At 60.4% G+C, this 15,603-nt stretch carries 18 protein-coding genes; 14 read left to right on the plus strand and 4 right to left on the minus strand.

The annotated features are described in order from the left end of the window. Nucleotides 1-193: 193 nt before the first annotated feature. From ACI77I_RS07240 to ACI77I_RS07265, 6 genes are all read left to right on the plus strand, one after another. A complete protein-coding gene (locus tag ACI77I_RS07240) occupies nt 194-910 on the plus strand; it encodes a TetR/AcrR family transcriptional regulator (RefSeq protein ID WP_242154715.1) in 717 nt (238 codons plus the stop codon). 124 nt (nt 911-1,034) lie between these two features. Further along, nucleotides 1,035-1,595, plus strand: a complete 561-nt coding sequence (locus tag ACI77I_RS07245) for a hypothetical protein (RefSeq protein WP_094949982.1) — start codon at nt 1,035-1,037, stop codon at nt 1,593-1,595. Nucleotides 1,596-1,616: 21 nt separating this feature from the next. Further along, the gene (locus tag ACI77I_RS07250; protein WP_094949983.1) at nt 1,617-2,894 is read left to right on the plus strand and encodes a flavohemoglobin expression-modulating QEGLA motif protein; all 1,278 of its coding nucleotides are present in this window, start codon (nt 1,617-1,619) and stop codon (nt 2,892-2,894) included. A gap of 78 nt (nt 2,895-2,972) precedes the next feature. Further along, nucleotides 2,973-3,878 (plus strand): alpha/beta hydrolase, encoded by a 906-nt coding sequence (locus tag ACI77I_RS07255; RefSeq protein ID WP_406997223.1) that lies wholly within the window; start codon nt 2,973-2,975, stop codon nt 3,876-3,878. Beyond that, nucleotides 3,875-4,201 (plus strand): hypothetical protein, encoded by a 327-nt coding sequence (locus ACI77I_RS07260; RefSeq protein ID WP_094949985.1) that lies wholly within the window; start codon nt 3,875-3,877, stop codon nt 4,199-4,201. Before ACI77I_RS07255 ends, ACI77I_RS07260 begins: the two co-directional genes overlap by 4 nt. A 123-nt stretch (nt 4,202-4,324) precedes the next feature. Continuing rightward, nucleotides 4,325-4,663, plus strand: a complete 339-nt coding sequence (locus ACI77I_RS07265; protein WP_406997224.1) for a hypothetical protein — start codon at nt 4,325-4,327, stop codon at nt 4,661-4,663. A 51-nt stretch (nt 4,664-4,714) separates the two neighbouring features. Here the strand turns inward: ACI77I_RS07265 and ACI77I_RS07270 are convergent, their stop codons facing one another. The 3 genes from ACI77I_RS07270 to ACI77I_RS07280 form a co-directional block, all read right to left on the minus strand. Continuing rightward, a complete protein-coding gene (locus tag ACI77I_RS07270) occupies nt 4,715-5,500 on the minus strand; it encodes an OmpA family protein (RefSeq protein WP_094949987.1) in 786 nt (261 codons plus the stop codon). A gap of 56 nt (nt 5,501-5,556) precedes the next feature. After that, on the minus strand, nt 5,557-5,982 hold the full coding sequence (locus tag ACI77I_RS07275) for a DUF4398 domain-containing protein (protein WP_094949988.1): 426 nt from the start codon (nt 5,980-5,982) through the stop codon (nt 5,557-5,559). Nucleotides 5,983-6,266: 284 nt separating this feature from the next. After that, nucleotides 6,267-6,611, minus strand: coding sequence for a pilin assembly protein (locus ACI77I_RS07280; protein ID WP_094949989.1), 345 nt, complete (start codon nt 6,609-6,611; stop codon nt 6,267-6,269). A gap of 184 nt (nt 6,612-6,795) precedes the next feature. Between ACI77I_RS07280 and ppc the strand changes: the two genes are divergently transcribed. The 7 genes from ppc (at nt 6,796) to ACI77I_RS07315 (ending at nt 14,037) form a co-directional block, all read left to right on the plus strand. Further along, complete coding sequence (ppc, locus tag ACI77I_RS07285; protein ID WP_406997225.1) at nt 6,796-9,441, plus strand: phosphoenolpyruvate carboxylase; 2,646 nt, start codon at nt 6,796-6,798, stop codon at nt 9,439-9,441. A 279-nt stretch (nt 9,442-9,720) separates the two neighbouring features. After that, a complete protein-coding gene (gene adk, locus ACI77I_RS07290) occupies nt 9,721-10,368 on the plus strand; it encodes an adenylate kinase (RefSeq protein ID WP_242154720.1) in 648 nt (215 codons plus the stop codon). A gap of 90 nt (nt 10,369-10,458) precedes the next feature. Continuing rightward, nucleotides 10,459-11,145: a tRNA (adenosine(37)-N6)-threonylcarbamoyltransferase complex dimerization subunit type 1 TsaB gene (tsaB, locus tag ACI77I_RS07295; RefSeq protein WP_094949992.1), complete on the plus strand. Its 687-nt coding sequence runs from the start codon at nt 10,459-10,461 to the stop codon at nt 11,143-11,145. A 160-nt stretch (nt 11,146-11,305) separates the two neighbouring features. Next, nucleotides 11,306-11,620, plus strand: coding sequence for a hypothetical protein (locus tag ACI77I_RS07300; RefSeq protein WP_094949993.1), 315 nt, complete (start codon nt 11,306-11,308; stop codon nt 11,618-11,620). Continuing rightward, entirely contained in the window at nt 11,620-12,480 is an 861-nt protein-coding gene (locus ACI77I_RS07305; RefSeq protein WP_094949994.1) for a DUF72 domain-containing protein, read from the plus strand. The genes ACI77I_RS07300 and ACI77I_RS07305 overlap by 1 nt, the downstream gene beginning before the upstream one ends. A gap of 27 nt (nt 12,481-12,507) precedes the next feature. Continuing rightward, nucleotides 12,508-13,335 (plus strand): oxaloacetate decarboxylase, encoded by an 828-nt coding sequence (locus ACI77I_RS07310; RefSeq protein ID WP_094949995.1) that lies wholly within the window; start codon nt 12,508-12,510, stop codon nt 13,333-13,335. Between the two features lie 3 nt (nt 13,336-13,338). After that, the gene (locus ACI77I_RS07315; RefSeq protein WP_242154722.1) at nt 13,339-14,037 is read left to right on the plus strand and encodes an extensin family protein; all 699 of its coding nucleotides are present in this window, start codon (nt 13,339-13,341) and stop codon (nt 14,035-14,037) included. A 3-nt stretch (nt 14,038-14,040) separates the two neighbouring features. Here the strand turns inward: ACI77I_RS07315 and ACI77I_RS07320 are convergent, their stop codons facing one another. Then, nucleotides 14,041-14,661 (minus strand): energy transducer TonB, encoded by a 621-nt coding sequence (locus ACI77I_RS07320; protein WP_242154724.1) that lies wholly within the window; start codon nt 14,659-14,661, stop codon nt 14,041-14,043. Nucleotides 14,662-14,757: 96 nt separating this feature from the next. On the opposite strand from ACI77I_RS07320, the gene ACI77I_RS07325 reads away from it, so the two are divergent. Next, nucleotides 14,758-15,540 carry a class I SAM-dependent methyltransferase gene (locus tag ACI77I_RS07325; RefSeq protein WP_406991015.1) on the plus strand — a complete coding sequence of 261 codons (783 nt, stop codon included), beginning with the start codon at nt 14,758-14,760 and terminating at the stop codon, nt 15,538-15,540. The last annotated feature ends 63 nt before the right edge of the window (nt 15,541-15,603 follow it).

Consider the following 15,603-nt stretch of genomic DNA (forward strand, 5'->3'; position numbering starts at 1 on the left):
CCGAAGCCGCCTTTTATAAGGCGGCTTTTTTATGTGGCGTATTCAGCCGTCAAGAGAACGGCGCCAGGTAATCGGTGATCGTTCCCACGCTCTGCGTGGGAAGGCATCCCGTGACGCTCTGCGTCACAAGTAGACGGCATTCCCACGCAGAGCGTGGGAACGATCATTTATCGGTGTAAAAGGAAGATCTGTCGTGAACCGCGTAATGGCTCAAGAAGGTGCCGCCGGCATTGCTGCTGCCGTGGCTGAAAGCGTCCAGTACCAGGGCCGCAAGGCCAGCCGCCGGGGCAGCGAGCAGCGCCGGCAAGACATTCTTGATGCAGCCATGCGCATCGTGGTGCGCGATGGCGTACGTGGTGTGCGCCATCGCGCGGTGGCGGCAGAGGCCGGCGTGCCGTTGTCGGCCACCACTTACTACTTCAAGGATATCGATGACCTGCTTACCGATACCTTCGCCCAATACGTCGAACGCAGCGCCGCCTTCATGGGCAAACTGTGGGTGCGCAACGAAAGCCTGCTGCGCGAGATGGTCGCCTATGGTGATGGCAGCCCGCAGTCGCGCGCGCAATTGGCCGATGACATCGCACGGCTGACCGCCGACTATGTATTGCGCCAACTGACCAACCGCCGCGAACACTTGATGGCCGAACAAGCCTTTCACCAGGAGGCCTTGCTCAACCCGCGCCTGGCTGAGCTGGTGCGTTCCCATCAGCAGATTCTGTTGCAGGGCACCGAGCAGTTTTTCCAGGTGCTGGGCTCCCGGGAGCCGCAACAGGATGCCAAAGTGTTGACGGCGATTATCAGTCGGATGGAATATCAGGGCCTGCTTGGCGGCCCAGAGCCTCTGACCGGTGAAGAGATGCTTGAGATTCTCAAGCGTTATATGCATTTGGTGTTGGCCTCGGTCTAGCCCAATGTGCGATCCGCTTTATGTGGGAGCTGGCTTGCCTGCGATACAGGCGCCTCGGTGCAACAGGTAATCCGAGGTGATGCTATCGCTGGCAAGCCAGCTCCCACACTTGATGGAGTACGCAATGAAAGCCTGGCGTGTCGCGCTAATCGCCTTGTCGTTCCTATTGCTCAGCGGTTGCCTGGTGACCTTCAAGGACCCGTTGCCGGCGCGCGAATCAGCGCCGGATGCCTTGCTCGGCCACTGGTCGAGCAAGAATGCCTGGGGAGAGCCGCTCAACTTGCAGATCACTCGCGCGGGTGAGCACCGTTATAAAGCCGTGAGCTACCCTAAAGCCAAGCCGGGCCAGCGCGATGAGTACCTGTTTACTGTCTCGCGCCATGGTAGCCGTTGGTATTTGTCGGCGCCGTTGCCGGACACGCTCGGCGGGCATTTCATCCTCACAGGCTTTGACTTTGAAGGTGAGAGCGACAAAACGCCTGAATTGGTGGTCTACAACCTCGACGTTGAGCAGATCCATCAAGCCATCGGCCAAAAGCTTTTACACGGCAGCACCGTGGACACCGTCGAAGGCGCCGGTGTTTTGGTGGACAGCCCTATGGACCAGGTGTTTGCCTACCTGGATGACCCGGCCAATGCCGACGTGTTCGTTGAAGCCGTGCGCTACCAGCGCGCGGGCAAATAACGTTTAAAGAGGAAGCACCGGGTGGACGATTACCAGCAGACGATACGCACCTTGTCTGATCGCATTGTGCTGGCGCAAACACCGATTCGCGTCCTCGACGCCGTGAAATGGGACGAGAACATTCGTCAGGGTTTCCTCAAGGCCAAGGGCAAGGCCATGCCCGCCGTAGACCGTGATTATTACCTGAGCCGGCCACTGTCGTTCGACTCCAGCGCGGTTAAGCTGGAGTTCCAGAACATCGAGCGCGACATCACCCGCCAGCTTGGCCAATTCAACCCGGTCGGGCAGATCATGCGGCGGATGTGCAAGGAGTACCGCATGGTGGTGCGCATGCTTGAGGCGCGAGGCACCGAGGACTTCGGCCTGATCTCCCAGGAACTCTACGGCGCCGCCTCCGATGCGTTTCACGCCGGCGACCCGACCCTGGCTGACCTCGGCCTAATGCTGTCCGACTACCTCAACAACATCGACGGCCGTGGCGACCTCAAAGACGAAGCCAAGACCCTGACCGCCAAGGATGCCGTGGCGTTGCTGCAAACCCGTCTGAACAAAGTGTTTGGCGAGGCGGAAGAAACCATTCGGGTATTTGAGTCCGACGGTATCGTCGCCGATGCGGCGGCGGGCGCCGACTACATCAAGATCCGCGCCGACGCGATGTTCAACGACCGGGATGTGCGCGCGCTGGAAGTGCATGAAGGCCTGGTGCACGTCGGCACCACGCTCAATGGCCAGAACCAGCCGATCTGCACCTTCCTGTCCAAGGGGCCGCCGTCGTCGACCGTGACCCAGGAAGGCCTGGCGATTCTGATGGAGATCATCACCTTTGCCTCCTACCCCAGCCGCTTGCGCAAGTTGACCAACCGCACCCGCGCCATCCATATGGTGGAGGAGGGCGCTGACTTCTTGCAGGTGTTCGAGTTCTTCCGTGAGCAAGGCTTTGAAATGGCCGAAAGCTACGGTAACGCCAGCCGGGTTTTCCGTGGCTCAACACCAACCGGTCTGCCGTTTACCAAAGATTTGTCCTACCTCAAGGGCTTCATCATGGTCTACAACTACATCCAGCTGGCTGTGCGCAAAGGCAAGCTGGAACAAGTGCCGCTGCTGTTTTGCGGCAAGACCACCCTGGAAGACATGCGTACCCTGCGCCAATTGGTGGATGAAGGCCTGGTGGTGCCGCCCAAATACCTGCCCGAGCAGTTTCGCGACATGAATGCGTTGGCGGCGTGGATGTGCTTCTCCAACTTCCTCAACCACTTGAGCCTGGACCGGATCGAGGCGGATTACTCGAATATCCTGTAGAGGATATGACTGGCACAACCGAATCAAAAATGTGGGTTTCAAGAACTGTTTTCCAACCTGCTCACGAGGCTTCAACGGATGAGAATCCTCGGCATTCTTTGCCTGCTACTCACATTGAACGGCTGCAGCTCATTGCTGTTCTACCCCGAGCCCGGCCTGCCGTTCACACCGGAAAAAGCCCACCTGCAATACCGTGACGTGACGATCACCACCGCTGACGGGGTAAAACTTCACGCCTGGTGGCTGCCGGCCAAACCCGGCGTGCCCGTCAAAGGCACGGTGCTGCACCTGCATGGCAACGGCGGCAACCTGGCCTGGCACCTGGGCGGCAGTTGGTGGCTGCCGGAACAGGGCTATCAAGTGCTGCTGCTGGACTATCGCGGTTATGGCCTGTCGGAAGGCAAACCGTCATTGCCGGCGATCTATCAAGACATCGATGCGGCCTTCAATTGGATTGACACGGCGCCCGAGACCCAAGGCCAACCGCTGATAGTGTTAGGCCAAAGCCTGGGTGGCGCACTGGCGGTGCATTACCTGGCGGCGCATCCGCAGCGTCAGCCGAAGCTCAAGGCCCTGGTACTGGACGGCGTGCCCGCCAGTTATCGTGACGTGGGACAATTCGCCCTCAGCACCTCCTGGTTAACATGGCCGTTTCAAGTGCCCCTGTCTTGGCTGGTGCCCGACGGCGACAGTGCGATCAATGCCATGCCTCAACTGACCGGCGTGCCGAAACTGCTGTTTCATAGCCTGGATGACCCGATCGTGCCGCTGGCCAATGGCATTCGCCTGTACCAGGCCGCGCCGCCGGCCAGGGTGTTGCAGTTGACCCGTGGCGGCCATGTGCAGACCTTTGCCGACAAGACCTGGCAAACCGTGATGCTGCGTTATCTGGACGACCCGCAGCACTTCAATGGTCTGCGTCGCCTGGGGGAAATCCCCAACTACCCCAACCCTACAGTTGATTCATCAGAGAGCCCGCAATGAGCCAAGAACGCAACATGATCCCACTGATCCTCACCGGCATCGGCACCATCATCGGCACCGTCGGCTGCCTGTGGTTTTACGGCTACCTGCACTTCGCCAAGCCGGAGGATGCGTTGCTGCTCAGTGATTTCACCATGCTCAAGACCGTTCCGGGTGAGGACTACAAGATCTCCCTGACCCCGGCTGCGCAAGTGGCGCAGTGCGTCGATGGCGTGCTGGTGATGTTTGATACCGAACAGAAAGGCTTGAGCGGTGTGCTGGTGAACAACAAGAAGCAGGCGGTGCGCTGCATGGGCCAAGAGACGCCGCAGCTGCAAGAGTAGCTCGCTGGTTATTAAATCGCCTGATTACGGAAATATCTGGAACCGTATTGCGTAAGACGCCACTGATTGGTTTGTCAGTGTTGCTGATAGTTAACTTACGTATAACGACTCTGGAGTGTGATCATGATTGATGGGATTGGCGGAATTGGCGCGTTAAGTAAGTTCTTGGAGATGGCTCAGGGCGCCTCGAAGATGGCCAAGGGCGCGAGCGAGGGTGCGCAAGGTGCGGAAGGTGGGCAAGGTGGGCAAGGTGGGCAAGGTGCTCAGAAACAAGACGCGATGAAGCTGCTCATGGACATGCTGGCGAAGGCGGCGGGTGGTGCCCAGGGCGGCGGTTCCTCAGGCTCTGGGGGCGCTGATGAGCAGATGGATCCAGAGCAACTTGAGAAAATGATGAGGGGTCGCCAAGGCATGGAAGCTAGGATGCCTGCCGATGACACCAACCGTAAAATAGAAGTCTGATAGATAAAAAAACCCACCGTAAGGTGGGTTTTTTTATGCAGCGCCAATCAATCAGTTAGCAACGGAAGACCGTGGCTTGACCGGCTGGTTGTCGTTGGAGATGGTCACTTCAACGCGGCGGTTCATGGCACGGCCCGAAACGCTGCCGTTGTCGGCAACCGGGTATTCCTTGCCGTAACCCTGGGTCACGATGCGCGAGATATCCACGCCCTGTTGCGCCAGTGCACGTTGTACCGAAGCTGCACGACGCTCGGACAGGCTCTGGTTGTACGAGTCGGAACCGGTACTGTCGGTGTAGCCTTCGACGATCACTTTACGGTCCGGGTTATCACGCAGGAACTGCGCCAGCTTGGTGATGTTAACCAGGCCGCTGGATTTCAGGTCGGACTTGTTGGTGGCGAACAGCACATCACCGAATGTCACCAGAGTACCGCGCTCGGTCTGCTTGGCGTTCAAGCTGTTTTGCAGTTGCTTGATCTGCGCGTCACGGGCGTCCAGCAGGGCACGGGCACGTTCGTCGCCAGCGTTTTTCAGCTTGGCTTCGGATTCACGCAGGGAGATGGTGTCTTTAGCCACTTCAACGCGCTGGTTGGTCAGGTAGGCCAGTTGGTCGACCTTCTTCTCGTCTTCCTTGTCACGGTAGGCTTTGTCAGCCTTGTCCAGCCACTCGCTGGCGTCTTTGGTTTCCAGCGCCGCAAGCTTGGTGGCTTGTGGGTTGGTTTGCAGGGCCGAGAAGTTGGTCCGTGCGTTTTCCAGGTTCGCGTTCGGCGGGGTGGAGCAGGCCGCCAGGGCAACGCTCATCGCCAGCAGAGCAGGGATCATCAATTGTTTACGCATAGTCGTGTCGTCCTTTCAATTCGATATCAGGTGCGATGCAGTCAAGAGGCAGTGGCTTACTTCTGCTGGATAAGAGCAGGGCGCATGCCTTCCTTGCGCAGCTCGTCAACGGCCTTCTGGGAATCCTTCACTGCCTGTTGAGCCTTGGCAGCCTGGGACTTACGCTCAGCGACGCGAGCGTCCCACTCGGCTTGTTCAGCCAGTTGGCGAGCCTTGTCGTAGTTCTTGTCGTGCATGGCGATTTCGGCTTCTTTGAGCTTGTCCTGAGCCGACTTCATTTCCACTGCTGCGAACTCGGTGCCGCCGGCGCTGACCGCGCTGTTCACCGCAGATTGGGTCACAGCGTATTGCTCGGTCGGCGGGTTACCGGCGCAGCCCGCCAGAACGAAGCTGGTGCCGATTGCCAGCGCGGCCAATTTCAGCCCGCGCAGGTGGTTAAACGAGGATTTGGCAGTGCTGGTCTTCATCGTCTTCAACTCCATTGGGTAACTCCTGAAAAACATCAAAATCCATGTCACTGGTCAGCGGTTTTAGGTCGGGCGGGTAAAGCTCGAACTACCTTTTCAAACGGCCGTTCCAAGTGATGGCTTACTGGCTGTGACCGGAGGCTTTTTTCAAAAGTTCAGAGAAGATGGCGATTTGCCTAAAAAAATATCTGACTGAGTGGTCAGTGCCTAATAGTTGGAACTTTTGCAACGCGTAGAGGTATTCCGGGCCTCTAGGAGGCCCGGAATAAAGGGGTTAGGTTGGTTTTTACGGATGTTTATCAGTGCTTCTGTTCGTCAGCACTGGCCGACAAATCATGCAGATAGCGGCGTGACAGCGTCAGAAAGCGTGGCGTAGGGCCGACGTCTTCATACAGCGGGTCACCCTCTTCATCGGTGGCGATCACATGCTGGCCCTTGATGTAAGGGAAGCTGGCTTCCAGCTCTTCGAGGGCGGCGCCGATCAGCTCGCCGAGCAGTTCTTCGGTGTGGCGCTTGGGGTACATCTCGGCGATGGCGGCCAGCCTTGCGGCCGACTCCACGTCCAGATGGATCGCGTACTCGGTTTTGGTCAAGCGACCCTTGGCGTTCTCTTCCCAATGCTGGGCCAGTTCTCGGATTTTCATGGCAACCTCAGTAGGCCCGCGATGGCAGGCGGTGATGAGTGTCCAGTCAGTTGCGTGGATAACGCGGTGACTCACAGTTGAGACTAGCTGCAAGTCACAAGGTTTAAAGTGTCTTGTCAGAAACCGGCGCGGGCGGCACTCTGGAACCCCTGCGCGTCCCGGATTTCTGGCTGGAGATTGGCTGATGAGTGATATCGATGCACGCTTGCGTGAGGATGTTCACCTGCTGGGTGAGCTGTTGGGCAACACCATTCGAGAGCAGTACGGCGATGATTTTCTCGACAAGATCGAGCAGATCCGCAAAGGCGCCAAGGCTGACCGCCGGGGTGCCGTAGCCGAGCAAGCCGCCGGCGAGGAACTCAGCGCCAGCTTGAACCAGTTGCAGGAAAGTGAACTGCTGCCTGTGGCGCGGGCCTTCAACCAGTTCCTCAACCTGGCCAACATCGCCGAGCAATACCAGTTGATCCACCGGCGCGATGAGTCGCAACCGGCACCTTTCGAAGCCCGCGTATTGCCGGAGTTGCTCGCCCGCCTGCAACGCGAAGGCCACAGCAACGAATCCCTGGCTCGCCAGTTGGCGCGGCTGGAGATTGAACTGGTCCTCACCGCGCACCCCACCGAAGTGGCGCGTCGCACCCTGATCCAGAAATACGATGCGATTGCCGCGCAACTGGCGCTGCAGGATCACCGTGACCTCACCACGGCCGAGCGCGAGCAGATCCGTGAACGCCTGCAACGGCTGATCGCCGAAGCCTGGCACACCGAAGAAATCCGCCGCGTGCGCCCGACGCCGGTCGACGAAGCCAAATGGGGCTTTGCGGTGATCGAGCATTCGTTGTGGCATGCCATCCCCAATTACCTGCGCAAGGCCGACCAGGCCTTGCACGCGGCCACCGGCCTGCATTTGCCCCTGGAGGCAGCGCCGATTCGCTTTGCCTCGTGGATGGGTGGCGACCGTGACGGCAACCCGAATGTGACCGCGCCGGTGACCCGCGAAGTGCTGCTGCTGGCGCGCTGGATGGCGGCGGATTTGTACCTGCGCGATATCGACCACCTGGCATCCGAGCTGTCGATGCAGCAGGCCAGCCCGGCGTTGCAAGCCAAGGTCGGCGACAGCGTCGAGCCGTATCGCGCCTTGCTCAAGCAACTGCGTGAACGCCTGCGTGCTACGCGCCAATGGGCGCACACAGCGTTGACCGCCAACACCCCGGCGCCGGCTGACGTGTTGCAGAACAACCGCGACCTGCTCGACCCGCTGGAGCTGTGCTACCAGTCGCTGCACGAGTGCGGCATGGGCGTGATCGCCGATGGCCCGCTGCTCGATTGCTTGCGCCGTGCCGTGACCTTTGGCCTGTTCCTGGTGCGCCTGGATGTGCGCCAGGATTCCAGCCGGCATTCATCGGCCATGACCGAAATCACCGATTACCTGGGCCTGGGTCGTTATGAAGACTGGGACGAAGAGGCACGCATCAGCTTCCTGACCAAGGAGTTGGCCAATCGCCGGCCGCTGCTGCCGGGTTATTTCAAACCGTCGGCGGACACTGCCGAGGTGTTGAACACCTGCAAGGAGATCGCCGCTGCGCCCGCCGCGTCGCTTGGCTCGTATGTCATCTCGATGGCCGGCGCCGCCTCGGACGTGCTGGCCGTGCAACTGCTGCTTAAAGAGTCGGGCGTGCAACGGCCGATGCGGGTGGTGCCGCTGTTCGAAACCCTGGCCGACCTGGATAACGCCGGGCCGGTCATGGAAACCCTGCTGCAATTGCCAGGCTACCGCGCACGCTTGCAAGGCCCGCAGGAAGTGATGATTGGTTACTCGGACTCGGCCAAGGATGCCGGCACCACCGCCGCCGCCTGGGCGCAGTACCGGGCGCAAGAGCGGTTGGTGGACATCTGCCGCGAACAACAGGTGCAATTGCTGTTGTTCCACGGTCGTGGCGGCACTGTCGGCCGTGGCGGCGGCCCGGCGCACGCGGCGATCCTGTCGCAGCCACCGGGCTCGGTGGCGGGGCGTTTTCGCACCACCGAACAAGGCGAGATGATCCGCTTCAAGTTCGGCCTGCCGGACATCGCCGAGCAGAACCTCAACCTCTACCTGGCCGCAGTGCTGGAAGCCACGCTGTTGCCACCGCCACCACCCGAACCTGCCTGGCGCCATTTGATGGACGAATTGGCAGCTGACGGTGTCAGCGCTTACCGCGCCGTGGTGCGGGAAAATCCGCAGTTCGTCGAGTACTTCCGCCAGTCCACCCCAGAGCAGGAGCTGGGTCGCTTGCCCCTGGGCAGCCGCCCGGCCAAGCGCCGCGCTGGCGGTATCGAAAGCCTGCGGGCGATCCCGTGGATCTTCGGCTGGACCCAGACCCGCCTGATGCTGCCCGCCTGGCTCGGCTGGGAAGCGGCATTAAGCAAGGCGCTGGAGCGCGGTGAAGGCGAGCTGCTGGGGCAGATGCGTGAGCAGTGGCCGTTCTTCCGCACCCGCATCGACATGCTGGAAATGGTGCTGGCCAAGGCGGATGCCGATATTGCGCGCCTGTATGACGAGCGTCTGGTGCAGCCTGACCTGCTGCCATTGGGCGCGCACTTACGCGACCTATTGTCGCAGGCGTGCAGCGTGGTGCTTGGCCTGACTGGCCAGTCGCAACTGTTGGCCCATAGCCCAGACACACTTGAGTTCATCCGCTTGCGCAACACCTACCTCGACCCTTTGCACTTGCTGCAGGCCGAGTTGCTGGCGCGCTCGCGTCAGCAAGAGGCGGCGCAGGACAGCCCTCTGGAACAGGCGCTGCTGGTGTCCGTGGCCGGTATTGCCGCCGGTTTGCGCAATACCGGCTAAGGTTTCTTGCGTGTTCTCAACGGCTTGCAGATAAACCATGACGGCCGCCCTGAAACGGGCGGTCGGCGTTCAAGGGGTAGGGTTGCACTCAGTCACACCCGACCTGTGACGCATGCGCGGCGCGGGTTCTTGCGACTTTCGGCGGCTTGTATGGATAGAGCCTGCTGTGTATCTTGATCAGCCTTTGGCCGTTTGATCGGCTAGACCCACATTTCTACGAGATTGGCCCCACGCGGCGAATCCGAGCGTCATCTCTATAAAAAATTGAGGAGCACATCGATGCGCGTCATTCTGCTGGGAGCTCCCGGGGCCGGTAAAGGTACTCAGGCAAAGTTCATCACTGAAAAATTCGGCATTCCACAAATCTCCACCGGTGACATGCTGCGCGCTGCGGTCAAGGCCGGCACCGAGCTGGGCCTGATCGCAAAAAGCGTAATGGACAGCGGCGGTCTGGTCTCTGATGACCTGATCATCAACCTGGTCAAGGAACGCATCAGCCAGGACGACTGCAAGAACGGTTTTCTGTTCGACGGTTTCCCACGCACCATTCCCCAGGCTGAAGCCCTGGTGAAAGCCGGCGTAGAGCTGGATGCGGTGGTTGAAATCGCGGTTGAAGACGAAGAAATCGTCCAGCGTATCGCTGGCCGTCGCGTTCACGAAGCGTCGGGTCGCGTTTACCACATCGTCTACAACCCGCCTAAAGTGGCCGGCAAAGACGATGTCACCGGCGACGACCTGGTGCAGCGTAAAGACGACACCGAAGAAACCGTACGTCATCGCCTGTCGGTCTACCATTCGCAGACCAAGCCACTGGTGGATTTCTACCAGAAGCTGTCCGCTGCCCATGGCAAGCCGAAGTACAGCCACATCCCAGGCGTTGGTTCGGTAGAAGCCATCACCGCCAAGGTGTTGCAAGCGCTGAGCTGATCAAACGATTAGCTGCACGCACAACGGCCCGCTTGCGGGCCGTTGTTGTTTATACTGGCGCACTTTTTTTCGATTTGGACACCTGCACCCATGAGCACCCTGCTGGCCCTGGACACCGCGACTGAAGCTTGCTCCGTTGCCTTGCTGCACGATGGCAAGGTAACGAGCCACTACGAGGTGATCCCGCGCCTGCATGCGCAGAAGCTGTTGCCGATGATCAAGCAACTGCTTGAAGACGCGGGCACCACGCTTTCTGCTGTCGACGCCATTGCCTTTGGCCGCGGCCCCGGTGCGTTTACCGGTGTGCGTATTGCCATCGGCGTGGTGCAGGGCCTGGCGTTTGCGTTGGAACGCCCGGTGTTGCCGGTTTCCAACCTGGCAGTGCTGGCCCAGCGCGCCCTGCGCGAGCACGGTGCCTCGCAAGTCGCAGCGGCTATCGATGCGCGTATGGATGAAGTGTATTGGGGTTGCTACCGCGAGACCGCCGGCGAGATGCGCCTGGTAGGCGTGGAAGCGGTGCAGCCGCCGCAGGCGTCTGTATTGCCCGCAGATGCCAGCGGTGATTGGTTCGGCGCCGGCACCGGCTGGGGTTATGCCGAACGCATCGGTGTGAAGCTGGTCGGCCAGGACGCCGCGATGTTGCCCCATGCTGAAGATTTACTGACCTTGGCGCGCTTCGCTTTTGAACGCGGCGAAGCGATTCCGGCTGACCAGGCTGCACCGGTTTACCTGCGCGATAAAGTTGCGCAAACCAAGGCTGAACGCGGGATTATTTGACGTCAAAAATGCTGGCATTTTGAGGCAAAAATCTCCAATCGTCAGAATTTGCCCCTGTTTCTAAACCTTTTACAAATTATGTGTTCTAGTTATCACCAGAGCATTTGCGCACTACGGAAAGTGCCGCTAAATTGCCATCATTGATACCGAGTCTGCATGTATGCGCATAGACGGCTTTTCCTCACAGTCCTACCCACTCAAGCGTAAGCCGCGTAAGGCTAACGTGACGGTAGACGATTCCGTCGAGGATTCGCCGGACTTCATCGAAGTCCAGTCCGAGTCGCATGCCAACACGCATTCCAGCGCCCAAGGTTCCGCCGGTGCACGTATCAGTGGTCTTCCCGCCCGTCAGCAAGACATGGTCTTCCCCCGCTCCATGAGCAAAAGCGTCGCCACCGCCCTGGCCAGCTACCTGACCACCGCCGGCTTTGTCGAATGGGATATGGAAGTGCTGGGTCTCGACATCCATATCTGATGCGTCTGCCTTACTTTATTGGTTGCCCGTCCTGGAGTGAAAACGCCTGGCGCGAGTACCTGTACCCGGCTGATGCGCGCTCCGGCGATTACCTCGCCTTGTATTCCCAGGTCTTCAACGCCGTTGAAGGCAACACCACGTTTTATGCCCGACCCTCGGCCGCCACCGTGCAGCGCTGGGCCGAAATCATGCCTGAGGATTTTCGCTTCACCGCCAAATTCCCAGGCGACATCAGCCACGGTGGCGACTTGCGCGAGCAGTTGCCGGCGGCAGAAAGTTTTGTCGGTTTGATGAGCCCATTGGGTGAGCGTGTTACGCCGCTGTGGCTGCAACTGCCGGCGAGCTTTTCGCCACAACGCCTCGGTGAGCTGGCAGGTTTTATTGATGGCCTGGAGCGCCCGCTGGCCGTGGAAGTGCGCCACCCGGAATTCTTCGCCAAGGGCGATGCCGAGCGCATGCTCAACCGCTTGCTGCGTGACCGTGGTGTCGAGCGAATCTGCCTGGACCCGCGCGCGCTGTTCAGTTGCACCTCAACCTCAGCCGCCGTGCTGCACGCCCAATCGAAAAAGCCCAAGGTGCCGCCGCGCCCGGCCGCGCTGACGCTGTTTCCCCAAGTGCGCTTTATCGGTCATCCGGAACTGGAAGCCAACGACCCGTTTCTGCTGCCGTGGGTAGAAAAAGTCGCCGGCTGGATCGAGGAAGGCCGCACGCCCTACGTGTTCCTGCACACCTCGGATAACCGCCTGGCTGCGCAACTGGCGCTGCGCTTTCATGAAAAACTGATGGCGCGTTTGCCGGGCCTGCCGCCGCTGCCGACCTTGCATCGAGAACCCGCAGCGGAGCAACTGGGGTTACTCTAAGGCTCCTTTTTCCGCCAGGAGTCAGACATGGATGCCCAAACCCTTCGCGCCGAAACCTTCAAAGCCTTGCACGCGCGTGATCGCGCGTTCGTGATGCCCAACCCGTGGGATGCAGGCTCAGCCATCATGCTTGCCAGCCTCGGCTTTGAAGCCTTGGCCACCACCAGTGCAGGTTATGCGTTCAGCCTGGGGCGGCCGGATGCAGAAGGTGCGTTGTCGCTGGAGGACACATTGGGCAATGCTTCAGCGATTGTTCGGGCGACCGCGCTGCCGGTGGCGGCTGATCTGGAAAACGGCTTCAGTGATACCCCTGAGGGCTGCGCCCAAACCATCCTGCGCGCGGCAGCCACGGGCATCGTCGGCGGCTCCATCGAAGACGCCACGGGTATCGCCGTCGACCCCATCTACCCTTTTGATTTGTCTGTTGAGCGCGTAGAAGCGGCGGTTGCCGCTGCCCGCAGTCTGCCATTCCCTTTCACCCTGACGGCCCGCGCAGAAAACCTCCTGCATGGCCGCCTGGATTTGCCTGACACCATCCGCCGCTTGCAGGCCTACGCCGAAGCCGGTGCCGACGTGCTGTATGCCCCAGCGCTACGCAGCGCCGAGGAAATACTGGCAGTGGTCAAGGCCGTCGCGCCCAAACCGGTCAACGTGTTGATGTCCGGTGGCTTGAACCTCAGCGTCGCGCAGTTGAGCGAGCTGGGCGTGCGCCGTATCAGTGTCGGCTCGGCCATGGCGCTGGCCGCGTATGGCGAGTTCTACCGCGCCGCACAGGAAGTGTATGAGTTGGGCACCTTTACCTTCACCGAGCGCAAGATGCCGTTCAGTCAGGCCAACCAATTCTTCAAGGGCTAAGCCGTGCGCTTTTTCAACGTGATCGGTGCGCTGCTGTTGCTGGCGGGTGTGTTCGCAGTGGGTGTGTGGCGAGGCTGGGTGCCGTTGCCTGCTGAGTGGAACCCCTGGGCGCCGCTGGATGTGCGCGCCAACCCGAACCTGCTGACGCGCTTCAAGCTCGGCCGGCTGCAGGATGATCCGGCGCTGTGCGACCACGTGCTGAACACCTCCGGCTTGCGCGTCAGCCATCAGGCAGATAGTCCTGCTGACGCTGCGTGCCCATTGCGCAACGTCTTGCGCGTGCAGGGCGCCGACGTGGCCTTGAGCAGCAGCTTTCTCGCCAGTTGCCCGCTGGCCGTGGCGTTTGCCCTGTTCGAGCGCCATAGCCTGCAACCGGCGGCCCAGGCGGTGTTTGGCCAGGCGGTGACGCGGGTCGATCACCTCGGCAGCTTTGCCTGTCGCAACATGTATAACCGCGCAGACGGGCGGCTCAGTCAACATGCTTCGGCCAATGCCCTGGACATCGCCGGCTTTCGTCTGGCGGATGGGCGCAGCATCAGTGTGCTTAAGGATTGGCCGGGGGAGGGCGACAGCGCGCGCTTTTTGCGACAGGTACGCGACGGTGCCTGCGATGATTTCAATGTGGTGTTGAGCCCGGACTACAACGCCGCCCATCGCAACCATTTCCATCTGGACATGGGCCGTTGGTGGGTGTGTCGCTGAGGCTCAGGCGGCCAGGCGCAGGTTGTTGAGGATCAGAGGGCGCGCCCAGTGGTAGTCGAAGTCCAACGCTTTCTGTTGCGCCACCAGTGCTTCGGTCGGGTACGGCGTGGCAGGCGGTGGCAACAGGTCCAGTTCGAACTCGGCAATCGGCAGGTGCAACGGCTGGGGGTCTGGCGCGGGGCCCGGCTTAGGCAGCGGTTGACCGGCGCTCAGTACGATCGGGCGTACCCAGCCACTGTCGAAGTTCTGCTGGCGCTGTTGGGCGACAATTTCTTCATCTGGGAATGGCGTGGCGGGCGGCGGCAGTAATTCGGTTTCAAATTCGGCGATTGGCAGGAACAACGGCTCCGGCGGGGCGATTTCGGTGTCTTTCACGTCGCATTCACGCTGGGTGAGGATCTGCGACAGCAGGTCGGCGCCTTCGCTGGGCTCTACCGCCGGGTCCTTCGGCGCCGGTGCTTTGGCGGCGAGCGCATCCGGCGTATCGCCGAGCTGTTCGGCCAACGCACGGGCAAAGAAGTCCTGCCACACATGACTCACCCCGGCCAGCGCTTGAGTATTGCGCAGGCCGTAGTGGTTGTGGGTCGGCAGTACACCGATGGTTAGGGGAAGAATGTCTGACATTTTTCTCGGTCGACGCTCAGCTCTGGCAAAATACCTGACTGTTGTTTTTATCGGCCGCTGTTTGCCGATCCTTAATATTTTTGAGCGTAGCGATTGATGAGCGAACAACCAGCGGCCAGCCGCATTCGGGTCGAGGCTTTGGCCGAAGGTTTCCAGGCGCGTGCCGAGCACTGGGCGTCGCAGCTTGGCCTGCCTTTGCAGCTGGAAGAGGCGGATTTTTCCCTGCAAGTCGGCGAGCACGGCCTGCAGTTGCAACAGCTCGGGCCTGATGCGCCGGGGCCGGTGCGTGTGGATTTTGTCGAGGGTGGCGCGGCGCACCGGCGTTTGTACGGTGGTGGCAGTGGGCAGATGATCGCCAAGGCTGTGGGTATTGCTCAAGGCGTGCGTCCACGGGTGCTGGATGCCACGGCGGGTTTGGGTAAGGACGCGTTTGTGCTGGCCAGTCTGGGGTGTGAGATGAGCCTGATCGAGCGTCAGCCGTTGATTGGCGCCTTGCTTGAAGACGGCCTGGCCCGGGGTGCGGATGACTTTGAGGTGGCACCCATTGTGGCGCGCATGAAGCTGCTCAAGGGCAACTCCATCGAGGTGATGCTCAACTGGGAAGGTGAGCCGCCGCAGGTGATCTACCTGGACCCGATGTTCCCTCATCGTGAGAAAACTGCGTTGGTGAAGAAGGAGATGCGGCTGTTCCGGCCACTGGTTGGCGATGATCCGGATGCGCCGGCGTTGCTCGCTGCTGCCTTGGCGTTGGCCAGCCACCGTGTGGTGGTCAAGCGCCCGCGCAAGGCGCCGTGCATTGAGGGGCCCAAGCCGAGCCATGCGTTGGATGGGAAGTCGAGCCGGTATGACATTTATCCGAAGAAAGCGCTCAAGCCTTGAATTGGTTTGAGTACATATCCGTTGCTGCGGTAACGGTTGCTTAGGGTTCCGCTCTTACAGCCA

It is taken from the genome of Pseudomonas sp. D47 (assembly GCF_045447305.1).
Classification (GTDB): Bacteria; Pseudomonadota; Gammaproteobacteria; order Pseudomonadales; family Pseudomonadaceae; genus Aquipseudomonas.

Bases quoted from the DNA above. Each gene is read 5' to 3' on its own strand.
- ACI77I_RS07325 (WP_406991015.1), top strand. From the start codon at position 14,758: ATGAGCGAACAACCAGCGGCCAGCCGCATTCGGGTCGAGGCTTTGGCC.
- ppc (WP_406997225.1), top strand. From the start codon at position 6,796: ATGAGTGATATCGATGCACGCTTGCGTGAGGATGTTCACCTGCTGGGT.
- ACI77I_RS07245 (WP_094949982.1), top strand. From the start codon at position 1,035: ATGAAAGCCTGGCGTGTCGCGCTAATCGCCTTGTCGTTCCTATTGCTC.
- ACI77I_RS07310 (WP_094949995.1), top strand. From the start codon at position 12,508: ATGGATGCCCAAACCCTTCGCGCCGAAACCTTCAAAGCCTTGCACGCG.
- ACI77I_RS07260 (WP_094949985.1), top strand. From the start codon at position 3,875: ATGAGCCAAGAACGCAACATGATCCCACTGATCCTCACCGGCATCGGC.
- ACI77I_RS07305 (WP_094949994.1), top strand. From the start codon at position 11,620: ATGCGTCTGCCTTACTTTATTGGTTGCCCGTCCTGGAGTGAAAACGCC.
- ACI77I_RS07265 (WP_406997224.1), top strand. From the start codon at position 4,325: ATGATTGATGGGATTGGCGGAATTGGCGCGTTAAGTAAGTTCTTGGAG.
- ACI77I_RS07270 (WP_094949987.1), bottom strand. From the start codon at position 5,500: ATGCGTAAACAATTGATGATCCCTGCTCTGCTGGCGATGAGCGTTGCC.
- tsaB (WP_094949992.1), top strand. From the start codon at position 10,459: ATGAGCACCCTGCTGGCCCTGGACACCGCGACTGAAGCTTGCTCCGTT.
- ACI77I_RS07275 (WP_094949988.1), bottom strand. From the start codon at position 5,982: ATGGAGTTGAAGACGATGAAGACCAGCACTGCCAAATCCTCGTTTAAC.
- ACI77I_RS07255 (WP_406997223.1), top strand. From the start codon at position 2,973: ATGAGAATCCTCGGCATTCTTTGCCTGCTACTCACATTGAACGGCTGC.
- ACI77I_RS07320 (WP_242154724.1), bottom strand. From the start codon at position 14,661: ATGTCAGACATTCTTCCCCTAACCATCGGTGTACTGCCGACCCACAAC.
- ACI77I_RS07280 (WP_094949989.1), bottom strand. From the start codon at position 6,611: ATGAAAATCCGAGAACTGGCCCAGCATTGGGAAGAGAACGCCAAGGGT.
- ACI77I_RS07300 (WP_094949993.1), top strand. From the start codon at position 11,306: ATGCGCATAGACGGCTTTTCCTCACAGTCCTACCCACTCAAGCGTAAG.
- adk (WP_242154720.1), top strand. From the start codon at position 9,721: ATGCGCGTCATTCTGCTGGGAGCTCCCGGGGCCGGTAAAGGTACTCAG.